Origin of the sequence: Bradyrhizobium sp. CER78 (genome assembly GCF_029846235.1) — a bacterium.
Taxonomy (GTDB): Bacteria; Pseudomonadota; Alphaproteobacteria; order Rhizobiales; family Xanthobacteraceae; genus Bradyrhizobium.
The window spans coordinates 381,115-403,770 of the sequence record NZ_JARVWP010000007.1 but is presented as its reverse complement, the minus strand read 5'-3'; the positions used below and the strand labels follow the sequence as shown (position 1 = coordinate 403,770).

Annotated in this window: 22 protein-coding genes and 1 tRNA gene; 9 read left to right on the top strand and 14 right to left on the bottom strand. The window is 65.8% G+C overall.

Features of this window, described 5'->3' with window-relative positions:
* The first annotated feature begins 270 nt into the window (after positions 1–270).
* Positions 271–1,713, top strand: coding sequence for an MATE family efflux transporter (locus tag QDT69_RS18515; RefSeq protein WP_279707890.1), 1,443 nt, complete (start codon positions 271–273; stop codon positions 1,711–1,713).
* A gap of 183 nt (positions 1,714–1,896) precedes the next feature.
* On the opposite strand, the gene QDT69_RS18510 is transcribed toward QDT69_RS18515, so the two are convergent.
* The 4 genes from QDT69_RS18510 to QDT69_RS18495 are packed head-to-tail and all read right to left on the bottom strand — an operon-like array spanning position 1,897 to position 4,181.
* Positions 1,897–2,313 (bottom strand): SRPBCC family protein, encoded by a 417-nt coding sequence (locus QDT69_RS18510; RefSeq protein ID WP_279707889.1) that lies wholly within the window; start codon positions 2,311–2,313, stop codon positions 1,897–1,899.
* 22 nt (positions 2,314–2,335) lie between these two features.
* Positions 2,336–2,695 (bottom strand): VOC family protein, encoded by a 360-nt coding sequence (locus QDT69_RS18505; RefSeq protein WP_279707888.1) that lies wholly within the window; start codon positions 2,693–2,695, stop codon positions 2,336–2,338.
* Between the two features lie 57 nt (positions 2,696–2,752).
* Positions 2,753–3,592: an AraC family transcriptional regulator gene (locus QDT69_RS18500; RefSeq protein ID WP_279707887.1), complete on the bottom strand. Its 840-nt coding sequence runs from the start codon at positions 3,590–3,592 to the stop codon at positions 2,753–2,755.
* A 10-nt stretch (positions 3,593–3,602) separates the two neighbouring features.
* On the bottom strand, positions 3,603–4,181 hold the full coding sequence (locus QDT69_RS18495; protein ID WP_279707886.1) for a methylated-DNA--[protein]-cysteine S-methyltransferase: 579 nt from the start codon (positions 4,179–4,181) through the stop codon (positions 3,603–3,605).
* A 116-nt stretch (positions 4,182–4,297) separates the two neighbouring features.
* Between QDT69_RS18495 and QDT69_RS18490 the strand changes: the two genes are divergently transcribed.
* The 3 genes from QDT69_RS18490 to QDT69_RS18480 all read left to right on the top strand — a co-directional run bounded on the left by QDT69_RS18490 (position 4,298) and on the right by QDT69_RS18480 (position 6,600).
* Positions 4,298–5,905: a 4-amino-4-deoxy-L-arabinose transferase gene (locus QDT69_RS18490; protein WP_279707885.1), complete on the top strand. Its 1,608-nt coding sequence runs from the start codon at positions 4,298–4,300 to the stop codon at positions 5,903–5,905.
* Between the two features lie 111 nt (positions 5,906–6,016).
* Positions 6,017–6,090: transfer RNA gene (locus QDT69_RS18485), tRNA-Gly, on the top strand.
* Positions 6,091–6,426: 336 nt separating this feature from the next.
* On the top strand, positions 6,427–6,600 hold the full coding sequence (locus tag QDT69_RS18480) for a hypothetical protein (protein WP_279707884.1): 174 nt from the start codon (positions 6,427–6,429) through the stop codon (positions 6,598–6,600).
* A gap of 324 nt (positions 6,601–6,924) precedes the next feature.
* Here QDT69_RS18480 and QDT69_RS18475 read toward each other — a convergent pair whose 3' ends face one another.
* On the bottom strand, positions 6,925–7,944 hold the full coding sequence (locus tag QDT69_RS18475; protein ID WP_279707883.1) for an LLM class flavin-dependent oxidoreductase: 1,020 nt from the start codon (positions 7,942–7,944) through the stop codon (positions 6,925–6,927).
* Between the two features lie 311 nt (positions 7,945–8,255).
* On the opposite strand from QDT69_RS18475, the gene QDT69_RS18470 reads away from it, so the two are divergent.
* The 4 genes from QDT69_RS18470 (at position 8,256) to QDT69_RS18455 (ending at position 11,843) form a co-directional block, all read left to right on the top strand.
* Positions 8,256–9,422, top strand: coding sequence for an NADH:flavin oxidoreductase/NADH oxidase (locus QDT69_RS18470; protein WP_279707882.1), 1,167 nt, complete (start codon positions 8,256–8,258; stop codon positions 9,420–9,422).
* Between the two features lie 39 nt (positions 9,423–9,461).
* A complete protein-coding gene (locus QDT69_RS18465; protein WP_279707881.1) occupies positions 9,462–10,391 on the top strand; it encodes a dihydrodipicolinate synthase family protein in 930 nt (309 codons plus the stop codon).
* Positions 10,392–10,539: 148 nt separating this feature from the next.
* Positions 10,540–11,643 (top strand): hypothetical protein, encoded by a 1,104-nt coding sequence (locus QDT69_RS18460; protein ID WP_279707880.1) that lies wholly within the window; start codon positions 10,540–10,542, stop codon positions 11,641–11,643.
* Entirely contained in the window at positions 11,643–11,843 is a 201-nt protein-coding gene (locus QDT69_RS18455) for a hypothetical protein (RefSeq protein WP_279707879.1), read from the top strand. Before QDT69_RS18460 ends, QDT69_RS18455 begins: the two co-directional genes overlap by 1 nt.
* Before the next feature lie 254 nt (positions 11,844–12,097).
* Here the strand turns inward: QDT69_RS18455 and QDT69_RS18450 are convergent, their stop codons facing one another.
* From QDT69_RS18450 to QDT69_RS18410, 9 genes are all read right to left on the bottom strand, one after another.
* Complete coding sequence (locus QDT69_RS18450) at positions 12,098–13,345, bottom strand: DUF445 domain-containing protein (protein WP_279707878.1); 1,248 nt, start codon at positions 13,343–13,345, stop codon at positions 12,098–12,100.
* 12 nt (positions 13,346–13,357) lie between these two features.
* Positions 13,358–14,197 (bottom strand): EcsC family protein, encoded by an 840-nt coding sequence (locus QDT69_RS18445; protein ID WP_279707877.1) that lies wholly within the window; start codon positions 14,195–14,197, stop codon positions 13,358–13,360.
* Positions 14,194–16,311, bottom strand: coding sequence for a heavy metal translocating P-type ATPase (locus QDT69_RS18440; protein ID WP_279707876.1), 2,118 nt, complete (start codon positions 16,309–16,311; stop codon positions 14,194–14,196). The genes QDT69_RS18445 and QDT69_RS18440 overlap by 4 nt, the downstream gene beginning before the upstream one ends.
* Positions 16,312–16,337: 26 nt before the next feature.
* Positions 16,338–16,895 carry an HMA2 domain-containing protein gene (locus QDT69_RS18435; RefSeq protein WP_279707875.1) on the bottom strand — a complete coding sequence of 186 codons (558 nt, stop codon included), beginning with the start codon at positions 16,893–16,895 and terminating at the stop codon, positions 16,338–16,340.
* Between the two features lie 149 nt (positions 16,896–17,044).
* Entirely contained in the window at positions 17,045–17,440 is a 396-nt protein-coding gene (locus QDT69_RS18430; protein WP_050425287.1) for a DUF5132 domain-containing protein, read from the bottom strand.
* A 267-nt stretch (positions 17,441–17,707) separates the two neighbouring features.
* Entirely contained in the window at positions 17,708–18,877 is a 1,170-nt protein-coding gene (locus QDT69_RS18425; protein WP_279707874.1) for a cytochrome P450, read from the bottom strand.
* A gap of 107 nt (positions 18,878–18,984) precedes the next feature.
* Positions 18,985–19,782: a helix-turn-helix transcriptional regulator gene (locus QDT69_RS18420; protein ID WP_279707873.1), complete on the bottom strand. Its 798-nt coding sequence runs from the start codon at positions 19,780–19,782 to the stop codon at positions 18,985–18,987.
* Between the two features lie 230 nt (positions 19,783–20,012).
* On the bottom strand, positions 20,013–20,375 hold the full coding sequence (locus QDT69_RS18415) for a nuclear transport factor 2 family protein (RefSeq protein WP_279707872.1): 363 nt from the start codon (positions 20,373–20,375) through the stop codon (positions 20,013–20,015).
* A 110-nt stretch (positions 20,376–20,485) separates the two neighbouring features.
* Positions 20,486–21,394, bottom strand: a complete 909-nt coding sequence (locus QDT69_RS18410; protein ID WP_279707871.1) for a LysR family transcriptional regulator — start codon at positions 21,392–21,394, stop codon at positions 20,486–20,488.
* Positions 21,395–21,500: 106 nt separating this feature from the next.
* On the opposite strand from QDT69_RS18410, the gene QDT69_RS18405 reads away from it, so the two are divergent.
* On the top strand, positions 21,501–22,565 hold the full coding sequence (locus tag QDT69_RS18405) for an aromatic ring-hydroxylating dioxygenase subunit alpha (RefSeq protein ID WP_279707870.1): 1,065 nt from the start codon (positions 21,501–21,503) through the stop codon (positions 22,563–22,565).
* Positions 22,566–22,656 lie beyond the last annotated feature (91 nt).

The window sequence follows — 22,656 nt, the reverse complement described above, 5'->3', positions numbered from 1 at the left end:
GAACCTCCGTCCAGCCGTTCGTGCGGTCGATCAGCTAGAGCTTGGGTTCACCTGCAATCGCGCAGGCCCCCCTTGCGTCCCGCGCACGTGGAATCCGTCGCTGCCATGGTAGGGAAACACCATGGCGCGGCTCCCCAGATCGCGCAGAGCGCGATCAGCAAAAGTGGTTGCCGGTTTTGCGTCCGATCGCGCTCTGAATCATAAATTGGGGCGCATGACCTTTTCGCCAAACTGCACACACTTTGGCGGGTCATGCGCCGTGGAGTAGAAATGTCCGATCTCGGCCTCGCCGAAATACCTGTCGACGAACAAGAACGGCCGCTGCCGCCGCCGGTGACCAAGCCCGCGCGTAACGCGCTGCTCGACGGGCCGATTCTGCGCACGCTGCTGTGGCTGGCATGGCCGAACGTGATCGCGCTCTCTGCCGGCACCTGCGTCGTCATCGCGGAAACCTCCTATATCGGCCGGCTGGGCGTCGAGTCGCTCGCGGCGATGGCGCTGGTGTTTCCCTGCGTGATCCTGACCATGACGATGTCGGGCGGCGCAATGGGTGGCGGCGTCGCATCCGCGATCGCGCGCGCGCTTGGTGCGGGCGAGATCGAGCGCGCTTCGACGCTGGCGATGCATGCGCTGCTGATCGGGTTGACGTTCGGCGTCACCTTCATGCTGGGCATGCTGATCTTCGGTCCGCGCCTGCTCGAACTGCTCGGCGGCCGCGGCAATGTGCTGGCACAGGCGATTGCCTATACGCAGGTTTTCTTCGGCGGCGCGATCCTGCCCTGGCTGATGAACACGATGGCCGGCATCCTGCGCGGTACCGGCAACATGAAATTGCCGTCGACCATGATCCTATCGTCCGCGGTGTGGCAGATCATGCTCGGCGGCACGCTCGGGCTCGGTCTCGGTCCGGTGCCGCAATTCGGCATGCGCGGTGTCGCCGCCGGTTCGCTGATCGCCTATTCGATCAGCATCAGCGTGATGGGCTGGTATCTGTTCTCGGGCCGCGCCCGCGTCAAGCCGAAACTCAAGGGGCTGCGCGTGCAATGGGCGATGTTCATCGACATCCTCAGGGTCGGTGCGGTCTCCTGCTTCTCGCCGCTGCAATCGGTTCTGACGATCTCGATCTTCACCCACATGCTGGCGCAGTTCGGCACCGCGGTGCTCGCCGGTTACGGCATCGGCGCGCGGCTCGAATTCATGCTGACCTCGGTCGCGTTCGCGGTCGGCATCGCCTCGGTGCCGATGATCGGCATGGCGGTCGGCGCCGAGCGCGTCGCGCGGGCCCGGCGCATCGCCTGGACCGCGGGCACGGTGTCGTTCCTCTCGGTCGGCGTGGTCGGCAGCTTCATCGCTGTGTTCCCCGATCTCTGGGTCAACCTGTTCACCAGTGATCCGCATGTGCGGGCGACCAGTCATCAGTACCTGTCGACCGCCGCGCCGATGTACGCCTTCATTGGCCTTGCGATGTCGATGTACTTCTCCTCGCAGGGCGCGGCGAAGGTGCTGGGCCCGGTGCTGGCGCAGACCGCCCGGCTGATCTTCATCGGCACCGGCGGCTGGTGGCTGTCGACCCATGAGGCGAGTGCGCAGAACTTCTTCGCACTCGCCGCCGCGTCGATGGGCGTGCTCGGCGTGCTCTCCTGCCTCAGCGTGATCCTGACGCGCTGGGGCAAGTCAGCGCCGGTCGCGGAAGTGCAGCCGGCGCTGTCGTAAGCTCTCGTAATCCGTCATCCTGAGGAGCCGCGAAGCGGGCGTCTCGAAGGATCGACGGCCCCGATGCTTCGGCGTGCGCTCATGGAAACAGCTGGGCCGTCGCCCTTCGAGACGGCCGCTTCGCGGCCTCCTCAGGGTGACGGTCATGCGTTGAATGCGCGGCCGGTCGTATGACCTGGCGGGTCACGCCGCGTTCTTCTCCCTGGCCGATTTCGCCAGCGCGGCCTGCATCGCCGCCGCGCCGAGGTCCATTTGCGCGTCGATGTAGGGCGCGATCTCGTGCGGCAGCACGTCGGCGATCCACACCACCCGGCAGCGCGCATCGCCCTCGGTAAACACCTGCACCGAGGCGGAATGCTGCTTCAGCCGCTCGCTGCTGACCGCATAGACCAGCCGTCGTCGCTTGTCGTCGCAATCGACCAGGGTCTCGCGCGCCACGGTGCCGTTACTGAAAGTGACGGTACGGACATCGCCGTCGAGCTGCGTGTCGGTGACGAAACCCGGCACCAGCCGCGTATGCAGCGCGCCGAAATCGCGCAGCGCGTCCCAGACGTGGTCGGCCGGCGCGTCGATTGGAATGTCTTTGTGAATGGAAGCCATGGGATCCTCTTATGAATTGATCTCAGGTCGACACCGCCTCGACATTGTTGCCGTCGGGGTCGAGCAGGAACGCTGCGTAGTAGGTCGGGCTGTAGTCCTTGCGATGGCCAGCCGCGCCGTTGTCCTTGCCGCCGGCCTTCAGGCCTTCGGTGTGGAATGTCTTGATCGCGTCGTGGCTCGGGGCGCGGAACGCGACATGCGCGCCGCCTTGTGCCTTGCCCTTGTGCAGATGCAGGCAGAGCGCGGGCTCGCCCTTCGGGCCGAAGCCTGCGCCGCTGTCGTCGCGCGAGCACAGCACGAAGCCGAGCGGCGCCAGCACCGCGGTGTAGAAGCGCACGCTGGCGTCGAGGTCGGCGACGCGCAATCCGATATGGTCGTACATGATGAAGTCTCCAGTCGCTGGGCGCGTCGAAGGACGCGCGGACCGGAGCAAGCCTAGCTATTGCAGCGCAAGGCGTTCTTGGAGAATCTTGCGGTCGCCGCGCAAGGCCTGGCGGAACTTGAGCGGCGAGGCACCGGCGGCGCGGTGGAAGCTGCGCACGAAATTGGAGAGATCGCCGAAGCCGACATCATAGGCGATGTCGGTGACCGGGCTGTCGTCGTCGACCAGCCGTCGCGCCGCATGGCGCAGCCGCGAGCGCACCAGATATTGATGCGGGGTGACGCCGAGCACCGCAGAAAACAGCCGCAGGAAATGGAATGTGCTCAAGCCGGCCTGTTCGGCGGCATCGTCGAGGTCGATCTGGTGATGCGAATTGGCGTCGATCCACAGCGCCGCCTCGACGGCGCGGCGGCGATCGCGCAAGCCGGCGGTGAGCGGCTTTGCCTTGCGGTCGGACACCAGCTCGACAAGGCGGCTCGTGAGGATGTGGCCGACCTCGTCGAGACCGACATCGCTGTTGCCAGCTGCCGCCGTTTGAGCGAGCTCCCCGATCACCATCAATTCCGGCAGCGGCGGCACCGAGCCGACCTGCCAGACCGATGTGCGATCGCCGATCGTCTCGACCAGCTCCGGGTCGAGGAAGAACGACAGGCATTCGTCGCCGACCACGTGGTCGTGCGTGCAGGTGTATTCGTCGCCGGGATGGCCGACCAGGATCGAGCCGGCCACCAGCTCATGAAAGCGGCCGCGGCAATGGCAGCCGAAGCTGCCGCTGCGCACATAGGACACGGAGTGGCAAGCGAACTGCTCGGCAAACGGCTTGTCGCCGGGCTCCGCCGTGCAGCGAAACTCGTTCACCGTGATGCGATCGCGCTGCAACAGCGTGGTGTGGCTCATACCCTGTGATCTAGGCTTGCGGCCGGGGTCGCGCAACGGGCAGCAGCACGTCGAACAGGGTCTTGCTGGTGGTCGGCTGGGCGCCTTCGATCGAGAGTAACCGCCGCTTGGAGATGCCGCCGCCGTTCGCTGAGATCCGGTCAGGATAGTGCCCCGCCTCGAGCACGCGGTGGCAGGGCACGATGATCATGAAGGGATTGCGGCCGAGCGCCTGCGCCACCGAATAGACCGCGCCGGTCGCGCGCAGCGCGCTCGCCACCTCGTCATAGGTCCGGGTTTCGCCGCGGGGAATGCTGCGGACGGCCTGGTAGACGCGCTGGTTGAAGGCCGGGATGCCGCTCATGTCGAGCGCCACGCTTGTGAGGTCACCATCGCCGCCGCGCAAGGTCGCGACGATGCCCTCGATTGCGAGCTCGATCTCCTCGGGCGGCCGCGTCTCGCGTGCTTCGGGATAGAGCTGGAACAGCCGTTTGCGGGTTTCGATCTCGCGGAGCTCAGGAAGCTGGACACCGGCGACGCCGGCTTCACCCCATGCGATGCCGCATCGGCCGACTGCCGTGTCGAAAATGGTGTACCCACGCCCCGCCATGACGCCACGAGCCCCCACGCGGGCGAGCATAACATCGTCGCGGTCCGGCGCATCCGGAATCTTAAGGTTTAGTTAAGCATGTTGCGGCCGGCGCTGTGTGACCTCGACAACGTCCGGTGACGCATCGTCCAGTCACGCATCTTAAAGGCTTTGCCCGCTATCTGGTCGCCGGCATGCTGCTCCAGAAGACGATCTTTGGGACGATGACGAGCACGAGCGCCGAGGCCGCGCCCGGCGGCGCTGCCATGGCCCGGCACGCCAACGGGCGTTTGCACCCGTTGTTCGCGTTGCTGCTGCTGGCGCTGGTGATCCGCCTTGCGGTCGCCGTCTGGCCCAACGTGATCTATCCCGACGAGGTCTTTCAGTATCTCGAGCCGGCGTGGCGGATGCTCGGCCATGACGGCATTTTGACCTGGGAATGGCGCGAGGGTATTCGCGGCTGGTTCCTGCCGACATTGATGGCCGGGCCGGTTGCCCTGGGTGATGCCATTGCGCCTGGTGGCGCAGGGGCCTTCCTGGTGCCGCGCCTGATCGCCGCATGCGCGTCGCTGTCGATCGTGGTCAGCGCCTGGTTGCTCGGTGCGCGGGTCTCGCGAACCCATGCCGTCGTCACGGCCTTTGCCGCCGCGACCTGGTTCGAGTTGTTCATGCTCGCGCCCCACACTTTGGGCGAGCCGCTGGCGACCGCGCTGATCGTGCCGGCGGCGCTGCTGATCACCGATGGTCCGTCGCAGCGGCGTCTCGCGATCGGCGGCGCCTTGCTTGCGTTCGCCTTCGTCTGCCGCTTCCAGTATGCGCCGGCCATCGCCGTGCTGGCCCTCGGGGCGTGCTGGACACGCTGGCGAAACCTCGTTCCGATGGTCGCCGGCGGGCTCGTTGCGCTGCTGTTTGCCGCTGCGATCGACCTTGCACATGGCGCCGTGCCGTTCGCCTGGCTGATCGCGAACATCAAGGAAAACCTCGTCCACGATCGGGCCGTCGAATTCGGCGTGTCGCCGCCGTCGGCCTATCTGATCGACTTCCTGACCGTGTGGTCGGTGGCGATCCTGCTGCCGCTCGCCGCGATCTGGCGCGGCTGGCGGCACGCGCCGCTGCTGCTGGCCGTGGCGCTGGTCAACCTCGTCTTCCACAGCCTGATCACGCACAAGGAATACCGCTTCGTCTTCCTGTCGCTGGTGCTGTTCATCATCGTCGCGGCGCTGGGCTCGGCCGATTGGGTGCAATGGCTGCGCACGAAGGCCGCATGGCGCCGCTGGGCGCTGCCGGTCGTGCTCGGCGGCTGGGCGTTGCTGTCGGTCGCAATGGCCGGCGCCAGCGACGGGATGCGCGAGTATTGGATGCGCGGCGTCGGCGCAGCCCGGCTCGCCGCCGAACTGCGCAGGGATCCGCAGATGTGCGGCCTTGCGCTTTACAACGTTCGCTTCCAGCAATTGCCGGGGCGGGAGCGATTGGTCGGCCCGGCGCCGCTCTATGCGCTGCAGCCCGCCGATCCGCTCGCCGAGCTGATCCTGCCGCCGCTGCTGCTACAGGCGACCAGGCCGGCCTTCAATCGCATCCTGGCGCGGCCCGAGGCCGCGGGCGATCTGCCGGCGGATTTTTCACAGCAAAGCTGTGCCCGCGTCGGCTTCAGCGATGCCTGCATCTATGCGCGCGGCGGGAGCTGCGACGCATCGGCCGCTGCGCCCTTTGTCATCAATGACGTGCTCGTGAGGATGGGCCAGTAGCGGGCGGCGGTTGTGCGACCTGCGTCACTGCGCGCTTGATCCTCAGCCGCCGCCCGGGCTATGGTCCGGCCGGTCGGCACCCCTAGGGTTCGACCTCAAGCAATTGAGATCGCGGGCGTAGTTCAATGGTAGAACGGCAGCTTCCCAAGCTGCATACGAGGGTTCGATTCCCTTCGCCCGCTCCAGTCCTCAGGCAAAAATCGCGCGAGCAGATCAGGAGACGAGACGTGAGGTTGCTTGCAGCGCTGTTGCTCTCGCTCGGCGCGCTTTGCATGACGACGCCGGCGTCGGCGCAAATGTACGACCCTCGCTATCCCGTCTGCATGCATGTTTACGGGGAACTGCTCGGCGAGCGAATGGATTGTATCTTCACATCGTTGCAGCAGTGCCAGGCCAGCATGGCGGGCAATCCGGCAACCTGCCTGGTGAACCCCTTCTACGCGCCAAGATCGGGGCGTCCTGGCAGGCCTGAACGATGACCCTTCCGCTCGTCCCTGCGAGCGTTCATTCGAGATCGATGCATGGAATGGTGGTACTACGCGCTGTTTGCCGTCGTCGTCCTGATCGGGTGCGTGTTTGCCGTCCGCGCCCGGCGCGGCAGGGATTCGGACGAGGATCAGGAACTCAACCGGCGGATCGATGAGCGTATCGATCGCCTCGATCTCGATCGCCGCACGCGCGAGCGGGACCCTTAACTGACCTCGCGCGGGGTCCCGGGATATTACGGCGGTCTGTTCACGCAACGTGCGCGCCTAACGAACTGTACTCAACCTGTTCTTCTCACAACGCGCAGTTATGTTTCCGTAGTTCTCCGCGTTTGAGAACGGAGTTCCGCCGGAACGTTTCAGCGTGTTCCGGGATTAGCCTGGCAGAACCGGCTCGCCTCCGGTGGAGAATGGCCGGTTCAAGCCCGCGGCCGGTCGTCCGCTCTCAACCACACCCCCTAGAGCACGGCCGCCGCGGGTCCTTGTCCAAATTCGACCGGCGTGACGAGGGTGCCGCGGCGTTCCTCGCCAAATTCAGCGCCAACCCATCGCGGGTGCGACGTGGGTCAAGATGCTCTCAATCACATGCGCGTTGTAGGCGACGCCGAGCTGATTGGGGACGGTCAGCAGCAAGGTATCGGCTTCCGCGATCGCCTCGTCGGTCTTGAGCTGCTCGATCAGCTCGTCCGGCTCGGCGGCGTAGCCGCGGCCGAAGATCGCGCGCGTCCGCTCGTCGATGAAGCCGATCTGGTCTTCCTCCTGCCCGTTGCCGAAATAGGCGCGGTCGCGATCGTCGATCAGCGCGAAGATGCTGCGGCTCACCGAGACCCGCGGCTCGCGGCTGTGACCAGCCTCCTTCCAGGCGGCGCGGTAGGCGCGGATCTGCGCGGCCTGCTGGATGTGGAAGGCCTCTCCGGTCTCGTCGCTCTTCAGGGTCGAGCTCTGCAGGTTCATGCCGAGCTTCGCCGCCCAGACCGCGGTCGCGTTCGAGCCGGCGCCCCACCAGATCCGCTCGCGCAGGCCTTCCGACAGCGGTTCGAGCCGCAGCAGGCCCGGCGGATTGGGAAACATCGGCCGTGGATTGGGTTGCGCAAAACCTTGTCCGCGCAGCATGTCGAGGAAGATCTCGGCATGACGCCGGCCCATGTCGGCGTCGGTCTCGCCTTCGCCCGGCTGATAGCCGAAATAGCGCCAGCCATCGATCACCTGCTCAGGCGAGCCGCGGCTGATGCCGAGTTGCAGGCGTCCCTTCGCGATCAGGTCGGCCGCGCCGGCGTCCTCGATCATGTAGAGCGGATTTTCGTAGCGCATATCGATCACGGCGGTGCCGATCTCGATCCGGCTGGTCTTGGCGCCGACCGCCGCCAGCAGCGGGAAGGGCGACGCCAGCTGGCGCGCGAAATGATGGACGCGAAAATACGCGCCGTCCGCGCCGAGTTCTTCGGCGGCGACCGCAAGGTCGATGGATTGCAGCAGCACGTCCGCGGCCGAGCGGGCCTGGGATTGCGGGGAGGGCGTCCAGTGCCCGAACGAGAGGAAACCGATTTTTTTCATGTCGGCAATGTAGGCATGTCCGATGCGAATTGCGATCCGTGGCGTGATCCCCGGCATGACTGAAGGTCAGCCGGGCATGACTGAAAGTCAGACCGGGGATGACTTAAAGTCATCAAGGGATAGTGGAATGTGTTTACCAGCCGCGTGAATATCCCGCGGCAAATGTTGCGGGTTTTGCGGATCGTGCTGTCGCCCGGGTGCTGCATGCGTGCAGGTCCTGCCGCCTGCGCTGTCGCGCGACTTGCGATTGCGGGACGCGCCGCCTAGCTTTCGGCCGCTATTCTTCCGCCACCACGCTACCGCAGGTCCCGATGTCGCAGCCGTTTCTGTTTCAGCCGATCACGCTTCGCGGCGTGACCTCTCGAAACCGCATCCTGATTTCGCCGATGTGCCAGTATTCGGCGACCAACGGCCTCGCCAATGACTGGCACCTCGTGCATCTCGGTAAATTTGCCCAGGGCGGAGCCGGGCTCGTGATGGTCGAGGCCGCGGCGGTCGCCGCCGAGGGCCGCATCACCCATGGCGACGTCGGCATCTGGAACGACGAACAGATCGCGCCGCTCGAACGCATCGCCGCCTTCCTGAAGGACAACGGCGCGGTGCCCTCGATCCAGCTCGCGCATGCCGGCCGCAAGGCCAGCATGCAGCGGCCCTGGTACGGCAATGCCGCGCTCGACGAGGCCGACCGCGCCCGCGGCGATCTGCCATGGCGGACGGTGGCGCCGAGCGCGATCCCGATGGAGGAAGGCTGGCTGATGCCGCACGCGCTCGATGTGGCCGAGCTCGCCGCGCTGCGCGAGCAATGGCGCCGCGCCACCTTGCGCGCGGTCGAGGCCGGCTTCGAATTCGTCGAGGTGCATTGCGCGCACGGCTATCTTTTGCACGAATTCCTGTCGCCATTGTCGAACCGCCGCAGCGACGCCTATGGCGGCGACCGCGCCGGGCGGATGCGTTATCCGCTCGAGATCATCGAGACCGTCCGCGCCGCCTGGCCTGCCGAGCGGCCGCTGGCGGTGCGGATCTCCTCGGTCGACGGTATCGACGGCGGCCTGACGCTCGAAGATCAGATCGCGTTCGCGCGCGAAGCCAAGGCGCGCGGCGCCGATTTGATCGATTGTTCGTCGGGCGGCCTGCTCGGCTCGGCAACCGCGGCGCGGATTCCGCGCGGCTATGGCTTCCAGGTGCCCTATGCGGACGAAATCCGGCGTGCCGCCAAGGTCGCCACCATCGCGGTCGGCCTGATCCTGCATCCGCAGCAGGCGGAGGATGTGCTGGCAAACGGCCAGGCCGATCTGGTCGCGATCGGGCGCGAGGCGCTATTCGATCCGAATTGGCCGCTGCATGCCGAGCTTGCGCTCGGCGGCGGAAGCGGCGAAGTGTTCGCATCCTGGCCGAAGCAGTATGGCTGGTGGCTGGAGCGCCGGGAGCCGGGCCTGCGCCGGCTCGAAGGTCCGCCGCTGCCGTTCCGCAGCGCGTGACACGACAAGCTGCGACAAGATCATGAGGGAGGATTTGACATGACGAGTTGGGCACAGCGCCCCTATCGCGGCGTCTTTCCGGTCGCGCCGACCATCTTCGACGCCAACGGCAATCTCGATCTCGACGGACAGCGGCGCTGCGTCGACTTCATGATCGATGCCGGCTCGCACGGCATCTGCATCCTCGCCAACTTCTCCGAGCAGTTCGTGCTGACCGATGCCGAGCGCGAGACCGTGATGCATGCCGTGCTGGAGCATGTCGCGGGCCGCATCCCCGTGATCGTCACCACCACGCATTTCTCCTCGGCGGTGTGCGCCGCGCGCAGCCGCGAGGCGGCGGCCGCCGGCGCTGCGATGGTGATGATCATGCCGCCCTATCACGGCGCGACCTTCCGCGTCGCCGAGCCGGCGATTTACGAGTTCTACCGGGTGGTCTCGGATGCCATCAACATCCCGATCATGATCCAGGATGCGCCGGTCGCCGGCACGCCGCTCTCGGTCGATTTCCTGGCGCGGATGGCGAACGAGCTCGCCAATGTCAGGTACTTCAAGATCGAGGTGCCGATGGCCGCGAACAAGCTGCGCGGCCTGATCGAGAAGGGCGGCAGCGTAATCGAGGGGCCGTGGGACGGCGAGGAGGCGATCACTTTGATGGCCGACCTCGATGCCGGCGCCACTGGTGCGATGACCGGCGGCGGCTATCCGGACGGCATACGCCAGATCATGGATCCGTTCCTCGCCGGCCGCCGCGACGAGGCCGTGCAGGCCTATGCGCGCTGGCTGCCGCTGATCAACTACGAGAACCGCCAATGCGGGCTGCAGGCCTGCAAGGTGCTGATGCGCGAGGGCGGCGTCATCAAGTCGGACGCGGTGCGGCACCCGTTGCAACCGCTGCATCCGGCCACGCGCGCCGGGCTGATCGAGATCGCGCGCACGCTCGATCCGGTGGTGCTGCGCTGGGGGCGCTGAGCGTCGCCGGCTGCCCGTCCGGATCACCGCTCCCGGCTGCATTCACATAACCGTCAACAACGGTATCTACCGTTCCTGTCAGGTACGGGGAGCGGGGAATTTTGCCCCGCGTGTGCACGTTGGATACGTCTGACCGCTCGGGCAGAGGATGATCGAAACCTTCCGGGTTGGCGGTTTTGCGATGCGCTACGGGCATTTCGTTCCGCGGCTCTACAATTATTGCCGGTCGCTCGGCTTTGAGCGGCAGCACATGCTGCCGTCACGCGCCTTTTGCTCCGATGAGAGCCAGGGCTATCCGGTGATGCTGCTGGCCCAGCATTTTGGAACGTTTCCGTTCGACCATGGGCGGGTCGGCGGCAAGGTCGCGATCAACCGCCACGGGCCTTATGCCCATCACGGCGAGGACCTGGTGCTGATCCAGGCCAGCCATGTCGGCTACAATCCGGATGACGGCCGCTTCGGCGTCTATCAGCGCCACCGCACCGACGGTTGCCGGTTCGGAGATTGCTGCGGCAAGCTTTGCGGCGTGCTGCGCTGGTACGAGGACGAATACGCCCATGCCTGCCGGCAGGTGCAATGCGGCCGGCTCAATGGCGAGCCGGTGTTCCAGGTCGACAATCAGTATCTCGACGACAGCCGCAGCGAAGGTCTCCTTCTGTGGCTCGACCACATGGTCGAGACGCCGCGCCAGCCGCTGAGCGTGCTGAGCACGTCGAAGGTCTTTCGCGCTAGCCCGGCGATCCGCGAGCGGCTCGGCGACGCCTGCTTTCGCGAGACACCGGCGCCGATCGGGACGGCGCTGTCGCCCGATCTGTTCCATTTCCGCCGTGCGCTGGCCGAAGGTCCCGACGGCCACGACATTCTCGAGGCCGCGCTCGCTCCTGTCATGCCGGCGCTGGTGACGTCGCCGTATCCCGCGCTGGATGCCGCGCGCTTCGTCACCCAGGCCGAGTTCGATCGCACCTACCGGAGCATCCTGCGCGAGCCGGCGTTTGCGACCAAGAACGTGCTGTTCGTCTCCGGCCTGAACATCGACGTGTCGCCGCGCGAGCAATTCCCGTTTCCTTTCACCAAATTCGTGCCGTGGGCGGCCTATGCCCGGCTGCGCGACGGCCGCTCGTTCTTGCTGGAGCAGGAGCAGCTGGTCGAGACCTTGCGCCGGATGCCGGGCGAGAATCCGGACTGCCTGTCGTTCGACGGGACGATCGCGCAGATGACCACCGCGCCGGAAATCCGCATTCCGATCGGCTGATGGATATGACGACGCTTCCTGCCCTGCGTGCGAACACTGCTCCCGAACCGCGTCTCCAGCGCCTGGAATTCGCGGACCGCGAGCGCGGCTTGACCCGCCGCCACTTTATCCTCGGTTGCCTCAGTCTTGCCGCAGGCCAAATGGTGTGCCTGCTCGACAAGCTCCGGCAGTTGCCGCTGCTGCGGATTCGTTTCCCCTGAACTTGTATCGGCGCGCTGGAGCGGGACGAGTCTTAGTTGAATCGGCTTGGCGCGCTCTCGGTTCACCTCTCCCCGTTGGGGAGAGGTCGGATTGCGCTTGGCGATGCGAAGCATCGTCCAGTGCAATCCGGGTAAGGGCTCTTGCTCTCTCGATAGGCCGCAACCCCTCACCCGATTTGCTGCGCAAATCGACCTCTCCCAAGGGAGAGGTGAACCTTCGACGCCGTTCCAGCTCAACCCGATCTCATCACGCGTTAGAGCCAGCGCGATACGGAGAAAATCAGCAGGCCGACCAGCCCTCCGACGACGGTGCCGTTGATCCGGATGAATTGCAGATCGCGGCCGACCTGCAATTCGATCCGCATGATCAAGGTTTCGGTGTCCCAGTTCTCGACCACCTTGCGGATGAAGGCGGCGATCTCCTGGCGCCGCGATGCGACGGCGCGCAGCGCGGCGACGCGGAGCCAGCGGTTGATGCGGTCGCGCATGTCGGCATCGTCGCGGACCCGCGCGGCGACCGAGATCAGGGCGGTTTCGATCGCGTCGGCGATTGCCGCCGAGGTCGCGGCGGAGTTCAGCCGCGCCTCGATGGCGTGCCACATCGCGTCGATCTGACCGATCACGGCGGGATTGTCGAGCATCTGCTGCTTCAGCTCCTCGCCCTTGGCGAGGTAGTCGGGATCGGTGGCGAGGCGGTCGATCAGGCGCTCGATCTCGGCCTTGAGCTCGACGCGCCAGGGATGGTTCGGCTCGCGCATCTCGTCGAGCGTCTGGCTGACGCCGGAGATGACGCGGTCGGCCACCATGCCGTCGACCCATTTCGGCACGAACCGGTAGGAGCGCTGCGAGACCTTCTTGCGGATCGTTTCCTTGTTGTTGGCGAGCGCCACGCTCGCCGACGTGATCAAGCGCTCGACCAGTGCCTGTGCGTTGCCATGGGCCCATAGCAGCGCCAACACGCGCGAGGCGAGCGGGGCTGCGGGAACCGCAGCGATCCCCTGCCGGGTACGGCGGGTCAGAAAGGCGTTGATCTCGGCGCTCGGCGTCGCCTGCAGCGCCTGATGAACCGCCGAGACGGTGCGCTGGGCCGTGCTGCGGGCGTGCGTCGGCCGCTCGATCCAGTGCGCCGCCCAGCCGGCGATGTCGACGTCGCGGATGCGATCGCCGACCACGCGGGGTGACAGGAAGTTGTTGGCGATGAAGCGGCCCAGCGCGACCGCGATGCGCTGCTTGCTCTGCGGAACGATCGCGGTGTGCGGAATCGGGATGCCGAGAGGGTGACGGAACAGCGCCACGACGGCGAACCAGTCGGCGCAGGCGCCGATCATGCCGGCTTCGGCAAAAGCGCGCGGATAGGCCAGCCATGGCCAGTGCTGTTGCGCCATCGAGGTCGCCAGGAACAACAGCAGCATGACCACGAGCAGGGCCGTGGCGAGCGTGCGCATGCGACGAAGGTCGCGCAGCCTGGTGTCTTCATGCGGGAGCGCGACGCCGATGTCCAATGGCCGAACACCTCATGTCGTCGCGACGCCGCGCCGCGGCGCGAGCCCGGCTGCGATCGCCGCATAATGTTGCCGAACGCCCACGCTGCCATGGGCCCGCTCCAGCCGGCGCACGGTGAAGTGGCCCTTCGCGATCTTCTGGAAATGGTCCATGAAGATGACGTTGACGGTCGCGCCGAACGCCGCGCCGATGATCGGTACCGCGCCGGCCGCGGCCTTGTCCGAGACCACCAGGCCGAACCGGGAGACGATCTCGCTGACCAGATTGGAGATCACGGGGGCGGAGGCATCGACCGCGCCGCGCTCCAGGATGTAGGCGGCAGCGTCGCTGGTGTATTTGCTGATCAGCGCGCGGGCGGCGTAATAGCCGACATCGATACTGTCGTCCGTTCGCTTGGTGCCGTAGGCGAACACTTCGAGACAGGCGAGCCTTGCCTCGATGCTGGAGAGATCCTCGCCCTGGTGCCGCGCGATTTCGGCGATCGCGCGCAGCATCAATGTCGTGGTCAGGGGAAGTTCGACCGCGAGCGCGCCGAAACCGAACAGGCCGCTGACGCCTCCGGTTACGCCAGCGAGGAACGACGAGAAGGTGACGGCGGGTGCAGGCGGCGGCTTCTCGTCGAGCGTGTCGACGGCAACCTCCAGCCCCTTCATGACCGCCGTGCGCACCAGCCCGCTGAGCTGGCGGTTGGCGGCCTTCGGCAGTAGGTTGAGGACGCGATTGACGGGGACGCCGGCATAGTCGGCGATCCTTGCCGCGAGATTGGAGCTCTCCAGCGCCTTGACTGCGGCTTGTAGCGCGGCGTGATCGCCGGGAGGAAGGACAACGAGCTGGGTGACATCCTGGCTCATTGATACCTGAGAATTGGCCGTATGCCGTTGAAGCTTGCGAGGATCGCCGAGCCATTGCTGATCAGCGCGGTGACCTCGGGCGTGATCAGGCCGCCTGGCAGCGCAAGGCCGAGCGCCAGCGTGTTGAGCGCGGCGACGATGGCGTAGTTCTGCTTGATCAGGCTGACGGCGCCTTGCGAGATCTCGACTGCCTTGACGAGCTTCCAGAGCGAATCCTCCATCAGGATGACGTCGGCGGATTCGTGCGTGACCTCGGCGCCATGCTTCATCGCGATCCCGACATCGGCGAAGCTGAGCGCCGGCGAATCGTTGATACCGTCGCCGACCATCGCGACCCTGCGCCCCTGGCGCTGCAGCTCCTGGATCACGCCGGCCTTGTCGGCCGGCAGCATGTCGGCGAAGTGCTCGGTAAGCCCCAGCCTGTTGCAAACGGCGCGCGCCACGACGGCATTGTCGCCGGTCAGCATGATGCTGTTCTTGACGCCGAGCTCATGCAGCCGCTGGATCACCGATCGGCTCTCTTCGCGGATTTCATCGGAATAAGGCACGAGGCCCGCGAGCTTGCCGTCGACGGCGATGTAGAGACTCGAATAGCCGCGCTGGTCGAGCGCCGCGCGATCGAGGGCCGAGGCATCGACCGCGATCTCGCTCTGGCGCATGAAGCGCTGGTTGCCGACATGGACGTAATAGCCGTTGACCTGGCCCTCGACGCCGAGGCCGAGGCGGTAGGTGGTCTCGTTGCAGGGCGGAATGTTCACCGCGAGCTGCCGGGCCCGCGATCGCAACGCTTCGGCGACCGGGTGCTGCAACTTGGTTTCGGCAGCGGCGGCAAGCCCGAGCAAATGGTTCGGCGTGATCGAGTTCTGGTAGGAGATCACGTCGATGACCGCGGGCGTGCCGTGGGTGAGGGTGCCGGTCTTGTCGAACACCATGGTGTCGATCCCGGCGAGCTTCTCCATGTGGCCGCCGCTCTTGATGATCATGCCGGTGCGGGCGGCCAGCGTCATCGAGGACAGCACTGACGTCGGCGCCGCGACGCGGATGCCGGTGCCGTAATCGACGATCACCAGCGACAGGAAGCGGTTGAAGTCGCCCGAGACCATCGCGGTGCCGGTGGCGAGCGCCAGGGTCGGCGTTACCAGCCGGTCGGCGAAGCGTTCGGCATGGTTCTGCATGCGGGTGTCGCCGATCGGCGCGGATTCGATCAAGCGCACGATCTGGCCGGCGGTGGTCGCCGTTCCGACGCGCAGCGCCCGCAACGTGATCTGGCCCTCGCGGATCACCGTGGCGGCGAAGGCGGCTTCGCCCTTGCCGCGATGCACCGGCAGGCCTTCGCCGGTGATGGTCTTCTGGTCGATGGTGGCGGAGCCGTCGATGATCTCGCCGTCGACCGGGATCATCTCGCCGGGATACACCACGACGATGTCGCCGTTCTTGAGCTCGGCGGCGGGGATCGACACCACCTCGCCGTCGCGCAGCAGCCAGGCCGTCTTCGACTGGAATTCGAGCAGCTCATTGATCGCGCGCCGCGAGCCCGCGGCGGTCAGGTCACGGATCCAGTCGCCGAGCTTGATCAGCCAGGTGACGATGCAGCCGGCCAGCGGATTGCCCTGCAGCATCGAGGCGCTGATCGCGAGCGTATCGAGCACGTCGATGTTCAGCCGGCTCTCGTTGGCCCAGACCTTCCAGGCCCGCTTGGCGATCGGGATCGCATTCCAGATCATCAGCGGCATGTTGACCGCCGCGATCACGGGATTGGCGCTGAGGGCCATGAACAGGGACAGCGTCGGCAGGGCCAAAGGCGAGCGCTTGGAGACCTCAGGTACGCTGGCGCGCGGCGCGCCCGCGTCCGGCACGGCGCTGGCGCACAGCGCCTTGAGGTCGGCGAGACTCATGCCCTTGAAGCTGTTCAGCAGCACGAGCAGCCGCTGCTCGTGCGCCGGATCGTATTCCAGCACGAGGCTTGCGCAGTCGTAATTGATCCGCGCGGTCCTGATGCCGTCCTGCGCCCGCAGCCAGCCGAGGCAGATCTCGCCCAGCTTGCGATCGCGCCCGAGCGCGGGAATGCTCAGACGAATGCGCCCTGGCATGGAGTGGCAGAAGCGGAAGTCCATGGATTTGCGCTCTCGCCCCTGGCGGGTCAGGCCGTCGCGCCTGCCGGCTCCGCCTGCTCGGCGGCGCCCATGTTGGCCTGAATCATGTGGTTGAGTGCGAACACTGCCAGCGTGACCCAAACCGGCGTCGCCGCGGTGGCGCCAACCTCGAACACGGTGAAGCCGGCGATGCCGGCTGCCAGCACGATCTTCAGATCGATCACGTTCCCGCTGGCGATCTTGATGCCCTGGTCGAAATCCCGGAAGAAGTCGACGATGACCTTGGCCGTGTGCGAATGCTCGGCGAGATACTCGGCTTCCTGCTCGATCTTGTTTGCCAGCGCGTCGATCTCGTTGGTCGGCGGCTTGTAGTGACCGCCGGTGTGATGCTCCAGCCGGCCATGAAACTCGTCGTGCCGGTCGGCGTCGTAGTGCAGCACGACGCTGCCCGTCGTCGGGTTGACGGTGACGTTCTCGATGCCGGGAATGACGCTGAAGGTCTGCTTGATCTGTTCGAGAAGCTCGGGGTTTTCCCTGGCCGACGGCACTTTCATGCGAATCCGGCCCGGAACCTGATGCGCGATCTGCAGCTTCATCTTGGTCATCGTAGTCCTCTAACAGCATTCGAACGCCGGCGCGGGACGCGAACGATGCCGTCGTCAAACACGATTGCCTGTGGGCTCCGGTCTCAACGTCGCAAGGACGGTCACCAGCGCGTGTCGTCGCCTCGTATCCTGAGCGTCTGACGCCCGGCTCAGGCCGCGGAGTGAGTCCGGCCCTCTGTCGCCGCTGCCTTTTCCTGCGCCTGGCCTTCGGCCTTCACTTCCGCAACGATGTCGTTCACCTGCTCGTGGGCTTCGGCAAACATCTCGCGCGACTTCTGCGCGAATTTGTAGGTGCCGCGAACGGTGGACTTGAACAGCGGATTGAGGGCGCCCGCCAGCTTCGGCAGGTATTTCGGCGCCGCGACCGCGGCAACGCCGAGTGCAAGTCCCGGCAGCAAGGCAGCTTCGAACACGGCCGCACCGACAGCCACCACCGCGACGACCGCGACCGTCTTGTTGATGCCGCCGCCTTCCTCGGACTCCTGTTCGGGGGCGTCATGGTGGAAGGCGGTATCGTGACTGCTACCATTGGTGTTCGGGTTCATCGGAAATCCCTTGTGACCGCACAACTAACTGCAGTTTCATCAATAACGGCGGATTGAAATGGATTCGTGACAGTTTGATTACAGCCGTCCGACCGGTTGCGGCGGCATGGTGTCGCGGTGCAGCAAGAGGTGTATTTCCGGGGTCGAGCCGCGTCCGCACCGGCGGCCGGAGCCGCGGTTCCATGTCTTTGTGTGTCTGTTTTGCCGGGCTTAAACAAATCCGACGCAAGGCGGGCTTGGTTCCCGCTGATCGGCGGCGTTGCCGCCCTACCGGTCCCACGTCACCGGCAGATCCAGCAGGCCGCGGAACGCCCAGCCACCGATCCGCGGCGGCCGGTCCTCGATCAGGCGCAGGTTCGTCAGCCTGGCGAAGATCGCGGGCAGCGCGACGTCGGCGACCATGGCGCGCGAGGCCCAGGCGCCGGCGCAGAAATGCGGGCCGGCGCCGAACGCGATGCTCTTGCTGGCGTCGCGGCGGACGTCGAACCTGTCGGGTTCGCTGAAATGCTTCTCGTCGCGGTTCGCCGAGCCGAACATCAGGAACACGCGTTCATTGGGCTCGAAGGCGATATCCCGGATCGTCCACGGCTTTGCGATCCGCCGCGGCGACATCCCGATCGGCGAGATCCAGCGCGCATATTCCTCGAACACCTGCAGCCACGGGATCGCGCCGCTCCTCGCCAGCGCAAGCTGGTCGGGATGGGTCAGCAGCGCCCACACCGTGCCGGCGATCGCATCGCGCGGCTCGTTCTGGCCGCCCGAGATCGCGAGCTTGATGTTGGCGCGCACGCTCTCCATCGGCATGTCGGTCTGCAGCAGCACGCCGAGCAGGCTGAGGTCGGGCGTCTTGCGCAGCACCGGCACCATATCGTCGATCGCGGCATCGATCCCCGAGGTCGCCGCGTGGCAGCGCGCCTCGATCGCGGGATCGCCGACATAATTGGCGATGCCGTCGATCATGCCCTGCGACCAGGCATTCATGTCCTGGAAGCGCATGTTGGTGAGACCGGTGATCGATTTCAGGCATTCGGCCGAGAAAGGCAGCGCGAAGGCCTGCACGAAATCGACCGTCTCGTCCGGCTTCAATTCGTCGAGGATGCGCGTCGCGTGGCCGGCGAATTGCGCGGTCCAGTGCGATCGCACCGTCTTCGGCGAGATCGCCGGGAAGATCGCCTTGCGCTCGTTCATGTGCGCATCGCCGTCCTTGCGCATCATGTTGTGGCCCATCAATTTGTTCATCAGCCCCTCGGGCTGGTGCGACGAGAACACGTCGATCTGCTTCTCGGAGACGAAGATGTCGTCGCGATTGCACAGCAGCGTGCTGCCGAGCTGCGGCACGAAGGCGATCGGCGCCTCCTTGCGCATGCGGGCAAGCGTCGGATAGGGGTCCTGCCAGAAGGCGGGGACATCGATGTCGAAATGGGGAGCGGTGCTCACGGCGCGATCTCGGGTTGGCCCTCAGGTTTCGAACCGAGCATAGGCGCCCAGGCGCCGCCGGTCTGTCCCTACCGTTGGGGACAGGCGGAAGCGGCCGCTTCGACGCTTCAGTTCAGCTGGCGTGCCGATGCCATCAGCCGCAGCGCGATCGCGAACAGCTCGTTCTGCGAGGAGATGCCGAGCTTGTCATAGGCGCGCTTGCGATAGGTGAGGGCGAAGTGCAGCCCGATGCCGAGATCGGCCGCGATCGCTTCCGAGCTGAGGCCCGAGAGAATCCGCAGGCAGACCTCCTGCTCGCGCCCGGTCAGCCGCGCGAGCGGCTCAGTAGTCGCAAACAGGCTCTTCAGCCGCGCGATCGGATCGGCATCCGCCGCTGGATCGCGCTGAAAGTGCCGCGCCACGGCTGCCGTCAATGCGGGCGCGACTGCGGCGAGGCGCGCGATCTGTTCGCGGCTGAAGCGGCCTTGCTCGGTGATCTGGTAGAAATTGACGTAGAAGCAGGTGTCGCCGGTCCAGATTGCGGAAGCGAACTTGTCGACGATGTCGGAATCGTCGAAGAAGATCTTGCGGTAGCCGTCGCTGTACATCCGGCGGGCAAAGGTCGGCAGCAGGATCGGCGCGGCCTGCGCCTGTCCCTCGAACACCGCATCGCGGTTCGGGTCGGCCTGGTGGAAATGTTCGGAATAGGCGATCCCGAGATCGCGCCCGGTCGGGATGTTGCCGACATCGAGCAGGCACGCGGCCGACCGCGGGCCGGTGAACGAGAACACCATGCAGTGACCGACACTGGCAACGCGGCGCAGCGCGCCGATCAAGGCCTGCGGAAAGCTGTCGCGGCCGATCGCCAGCAGCGCCGGCGTGATGTCGCTGACGACAGAAGTCTTGAAGGCGTAATCGGCCTTCATGGCGTCCTCCCTGTGTTTCGGGAAGACTAGCAGCGACATCACGGGGGTGGAAGCGGCAGCGTCCCATCCCCTCGTCATTCCCCGGTGCGCAACTGCGCACCTGAGGGCGACGCGCAGCGTCGAACCCGGAATCCATCCACCCGCAGCGTTTGCGGCCTGATGGATTCCGGGCTCTCGCTTCGCGAGCCCCGGAATGACGAAGGTGGAAGTTGCCCGGTGGGGAAATCGCCTCAGGCGCCCGGCACCTGGTCGAGGAAGCCGGTGATGCTCCTGATCCGGCCGTCCTTCAGCATGGCGAAGTCGGTGCCCTTGATCGGGCTGTCGACGCCGTCGGGCCCGAGGCCCCAGGAGAAGCGGACATGATCGCCGAAGCCGTTCGGCTCGCCGATCAGCTTGAACTTGAAATCCGGAAACTTCTGCTGCACGCCGGCAATCAGCGCATCGACGCCTTCATGGCCGTCGCCGCTCATCAAAGGATCGATATAGCGCGCATCGGCGGTCCAGTTCTGGCTCAGCATCTCGCGGCGCCGGCTCGGCGTCCGCTCGTTCCAGAGCTCGATGTAGTTGCGGGCGATAGTCGTGTGGTCGGTCATGGTGCTCTCCTTCTGATGCGCCGAACGTAAGCGGCTGTCCGGACTATCGAAGGTTTGCAGGTGCCGATCGATTACCTCTGAGGTCATCGCGTGCGTGACGGCTGTGCGGGCTATGGCTTGATGTAGGCCTCCGGATCGCCGCGTGCGTGCGCGTCCATCGCGTCGAGGAAGCAGCGCACCTTGGCCGGGACGAATTGCCGCGCCGGCAGCAGCGCATGCACGTTGAGCGGCTCGCAGGCATGGTCCGGCAGCAGCCGCCGCAACTGACCGGCCGCGACCGCGGCGCGGGTGTAGCTTGCGGTGACCCGCAGCACGCCGTGGCCGGCGAGCGCCGCCTGCAGCCGCACATGGGCATTCGAAGAGGTGAGACGCGCGTGATCGACCGCGAGATGCTCGACCGCGCCGCCGGGCGTGGTCATCGCCCATCGCGGATCGCTGGGGCCGGTCAGCAGCGGCAGCTGTCTCAATTCATCCAGCGTGCGCGGCTCGCCGAATTTCTCCAGCAGCGCCGGCGCCGCGAACAGGCCGCGCTCCAATGTGAAGACGCGGCGGATCACGATGCCGGCCGACGGCAGCGGCGCCTCCAGCATCGCGAACACGATGTCGTAATTCTCGGCAATCGGGTTGACGATGTCGTGCTCGACATCGATCCGGATCGCGAGCTCCGGATAACGGCTCATCACGGCGCAGGCGACCGGTCCCGCGTGATGCGCGCCGAATTCGTATGGTGCCTTGATGCGCAGGGTGCCCGCCACCGCGCTCGACATCGCCAGCGCCTCGCTATGGGTGTCGTGCAGCGCGGCGAACAGCGGGCGGACCTTGCGATAGATGGTCTCGCCGGAATCGGTCAGCCGCAGATGCCGCGTGGTGCGTTCGATCAGCCGCAGCCCGAGATTGGCCTCGAGACGCTGCACCGCAGCACTGAGGCTCGATTTGGGATGTCCGAGCACGCGCGCAGCCGCGGTGAAGCCGCCATGCTCGACAACCTCGCAAAACAGCTCCCAGTCGCGCCACTCCATGGCCGATTGTCCATCCAGCGGTACAGTGTGTCCAGCCAAATCGGATTATCCGGATGGCCGGGATCACCTAACCTGATTGCAAGCAGATTTGCATCGGGAGGGTGACATGGCCGACGACGGAATTTTCCTGCGCAACGCCTGGTACGTGGCGGCGCTGAATCACGAGCTGATCGACGGCAAGAAGCTGGCGCGCACCATCCTGGAGCGGCCGATCGTGATCTATCGCGGCGCCAGCGGAAAGGTGGTCGCGCTCGATGACCGTTGCTGCCATCGCGCCGCGCCGCTCTCGATGGGGCGCATCGAGGGCGACGACATCAGGTGCATGTATCACGGCATGAAGTTCGCGGCCGACGGCAAGTGCATCCAGATCCCCGGCCAGGACGCTGTTCCCGCCAAGCTCGGCGTGCGCAGCTATCCGGTGGTCGAGCGCTACAACATGATCTTCATCTGGACCGGCGATCCCGAGAAGGCCGATCCGAAGCTGGTCCTCGACTATCCGCCGCTCGAAGATCCCAAATGGCGCGGTCTGCCGGGTTACATGCACTACAAGGCGAACTGGCTCCTGATCGTCGACAACCTCAGCGACTTCGCCCATCTCGCCTTCGTGCACACCAACACGCTCGGCGGCTCCGAGGAATACGCCTACAAGACCAAGCCGGTCGCGATCGAGAAGCTGGACGACGGCTTCCGCGTCGAGCGCTGGCATATGGGCGCCGATGCGCCGCCCTACCACAAGAAGGTGATCTCCAACCGCGACGACAAGGTCGATCGCCGCAATATCGGCCGCATGATCGTGCCGGGCATCTTCACGCTCGACACCACGTTTGCGCCGGCCGGGCAGGGCGCGGAGAAGGGCGTCCAGGTTCCGGGCACGCGGCAATACCGCAACGCGCAGTTCATGACCCCGGAGACGCGCTCGTCGACGCACTTCTTCTGGAACTATTTGCACGATTTCGACATCGACAATCCGAACATTTCGCTCTCGCTGCGGCATTCGCTCGAGGAAGCCTTCAACGAGGACAAGGACTTCATCGAGGCGCAGCAGAAGGTGCTCGACGTCGATCCGGATTATCAGCTGCTCGCGATCGGCGCCGATGCGCCGCTGACCTATTTCCGTTGGCTGTTCGCGCGCAGGCTCGAAGCGGAGCGCACCGCCGCCCGAGCAGCCTGAAGCATGATCCGGACCCGAAGGGCCGCGTTAGCGCAAAGTGCGAAGCGGTTTTCCGAAAAGATCATGCTCAAACAAAGAGCTAAAGCGCGAT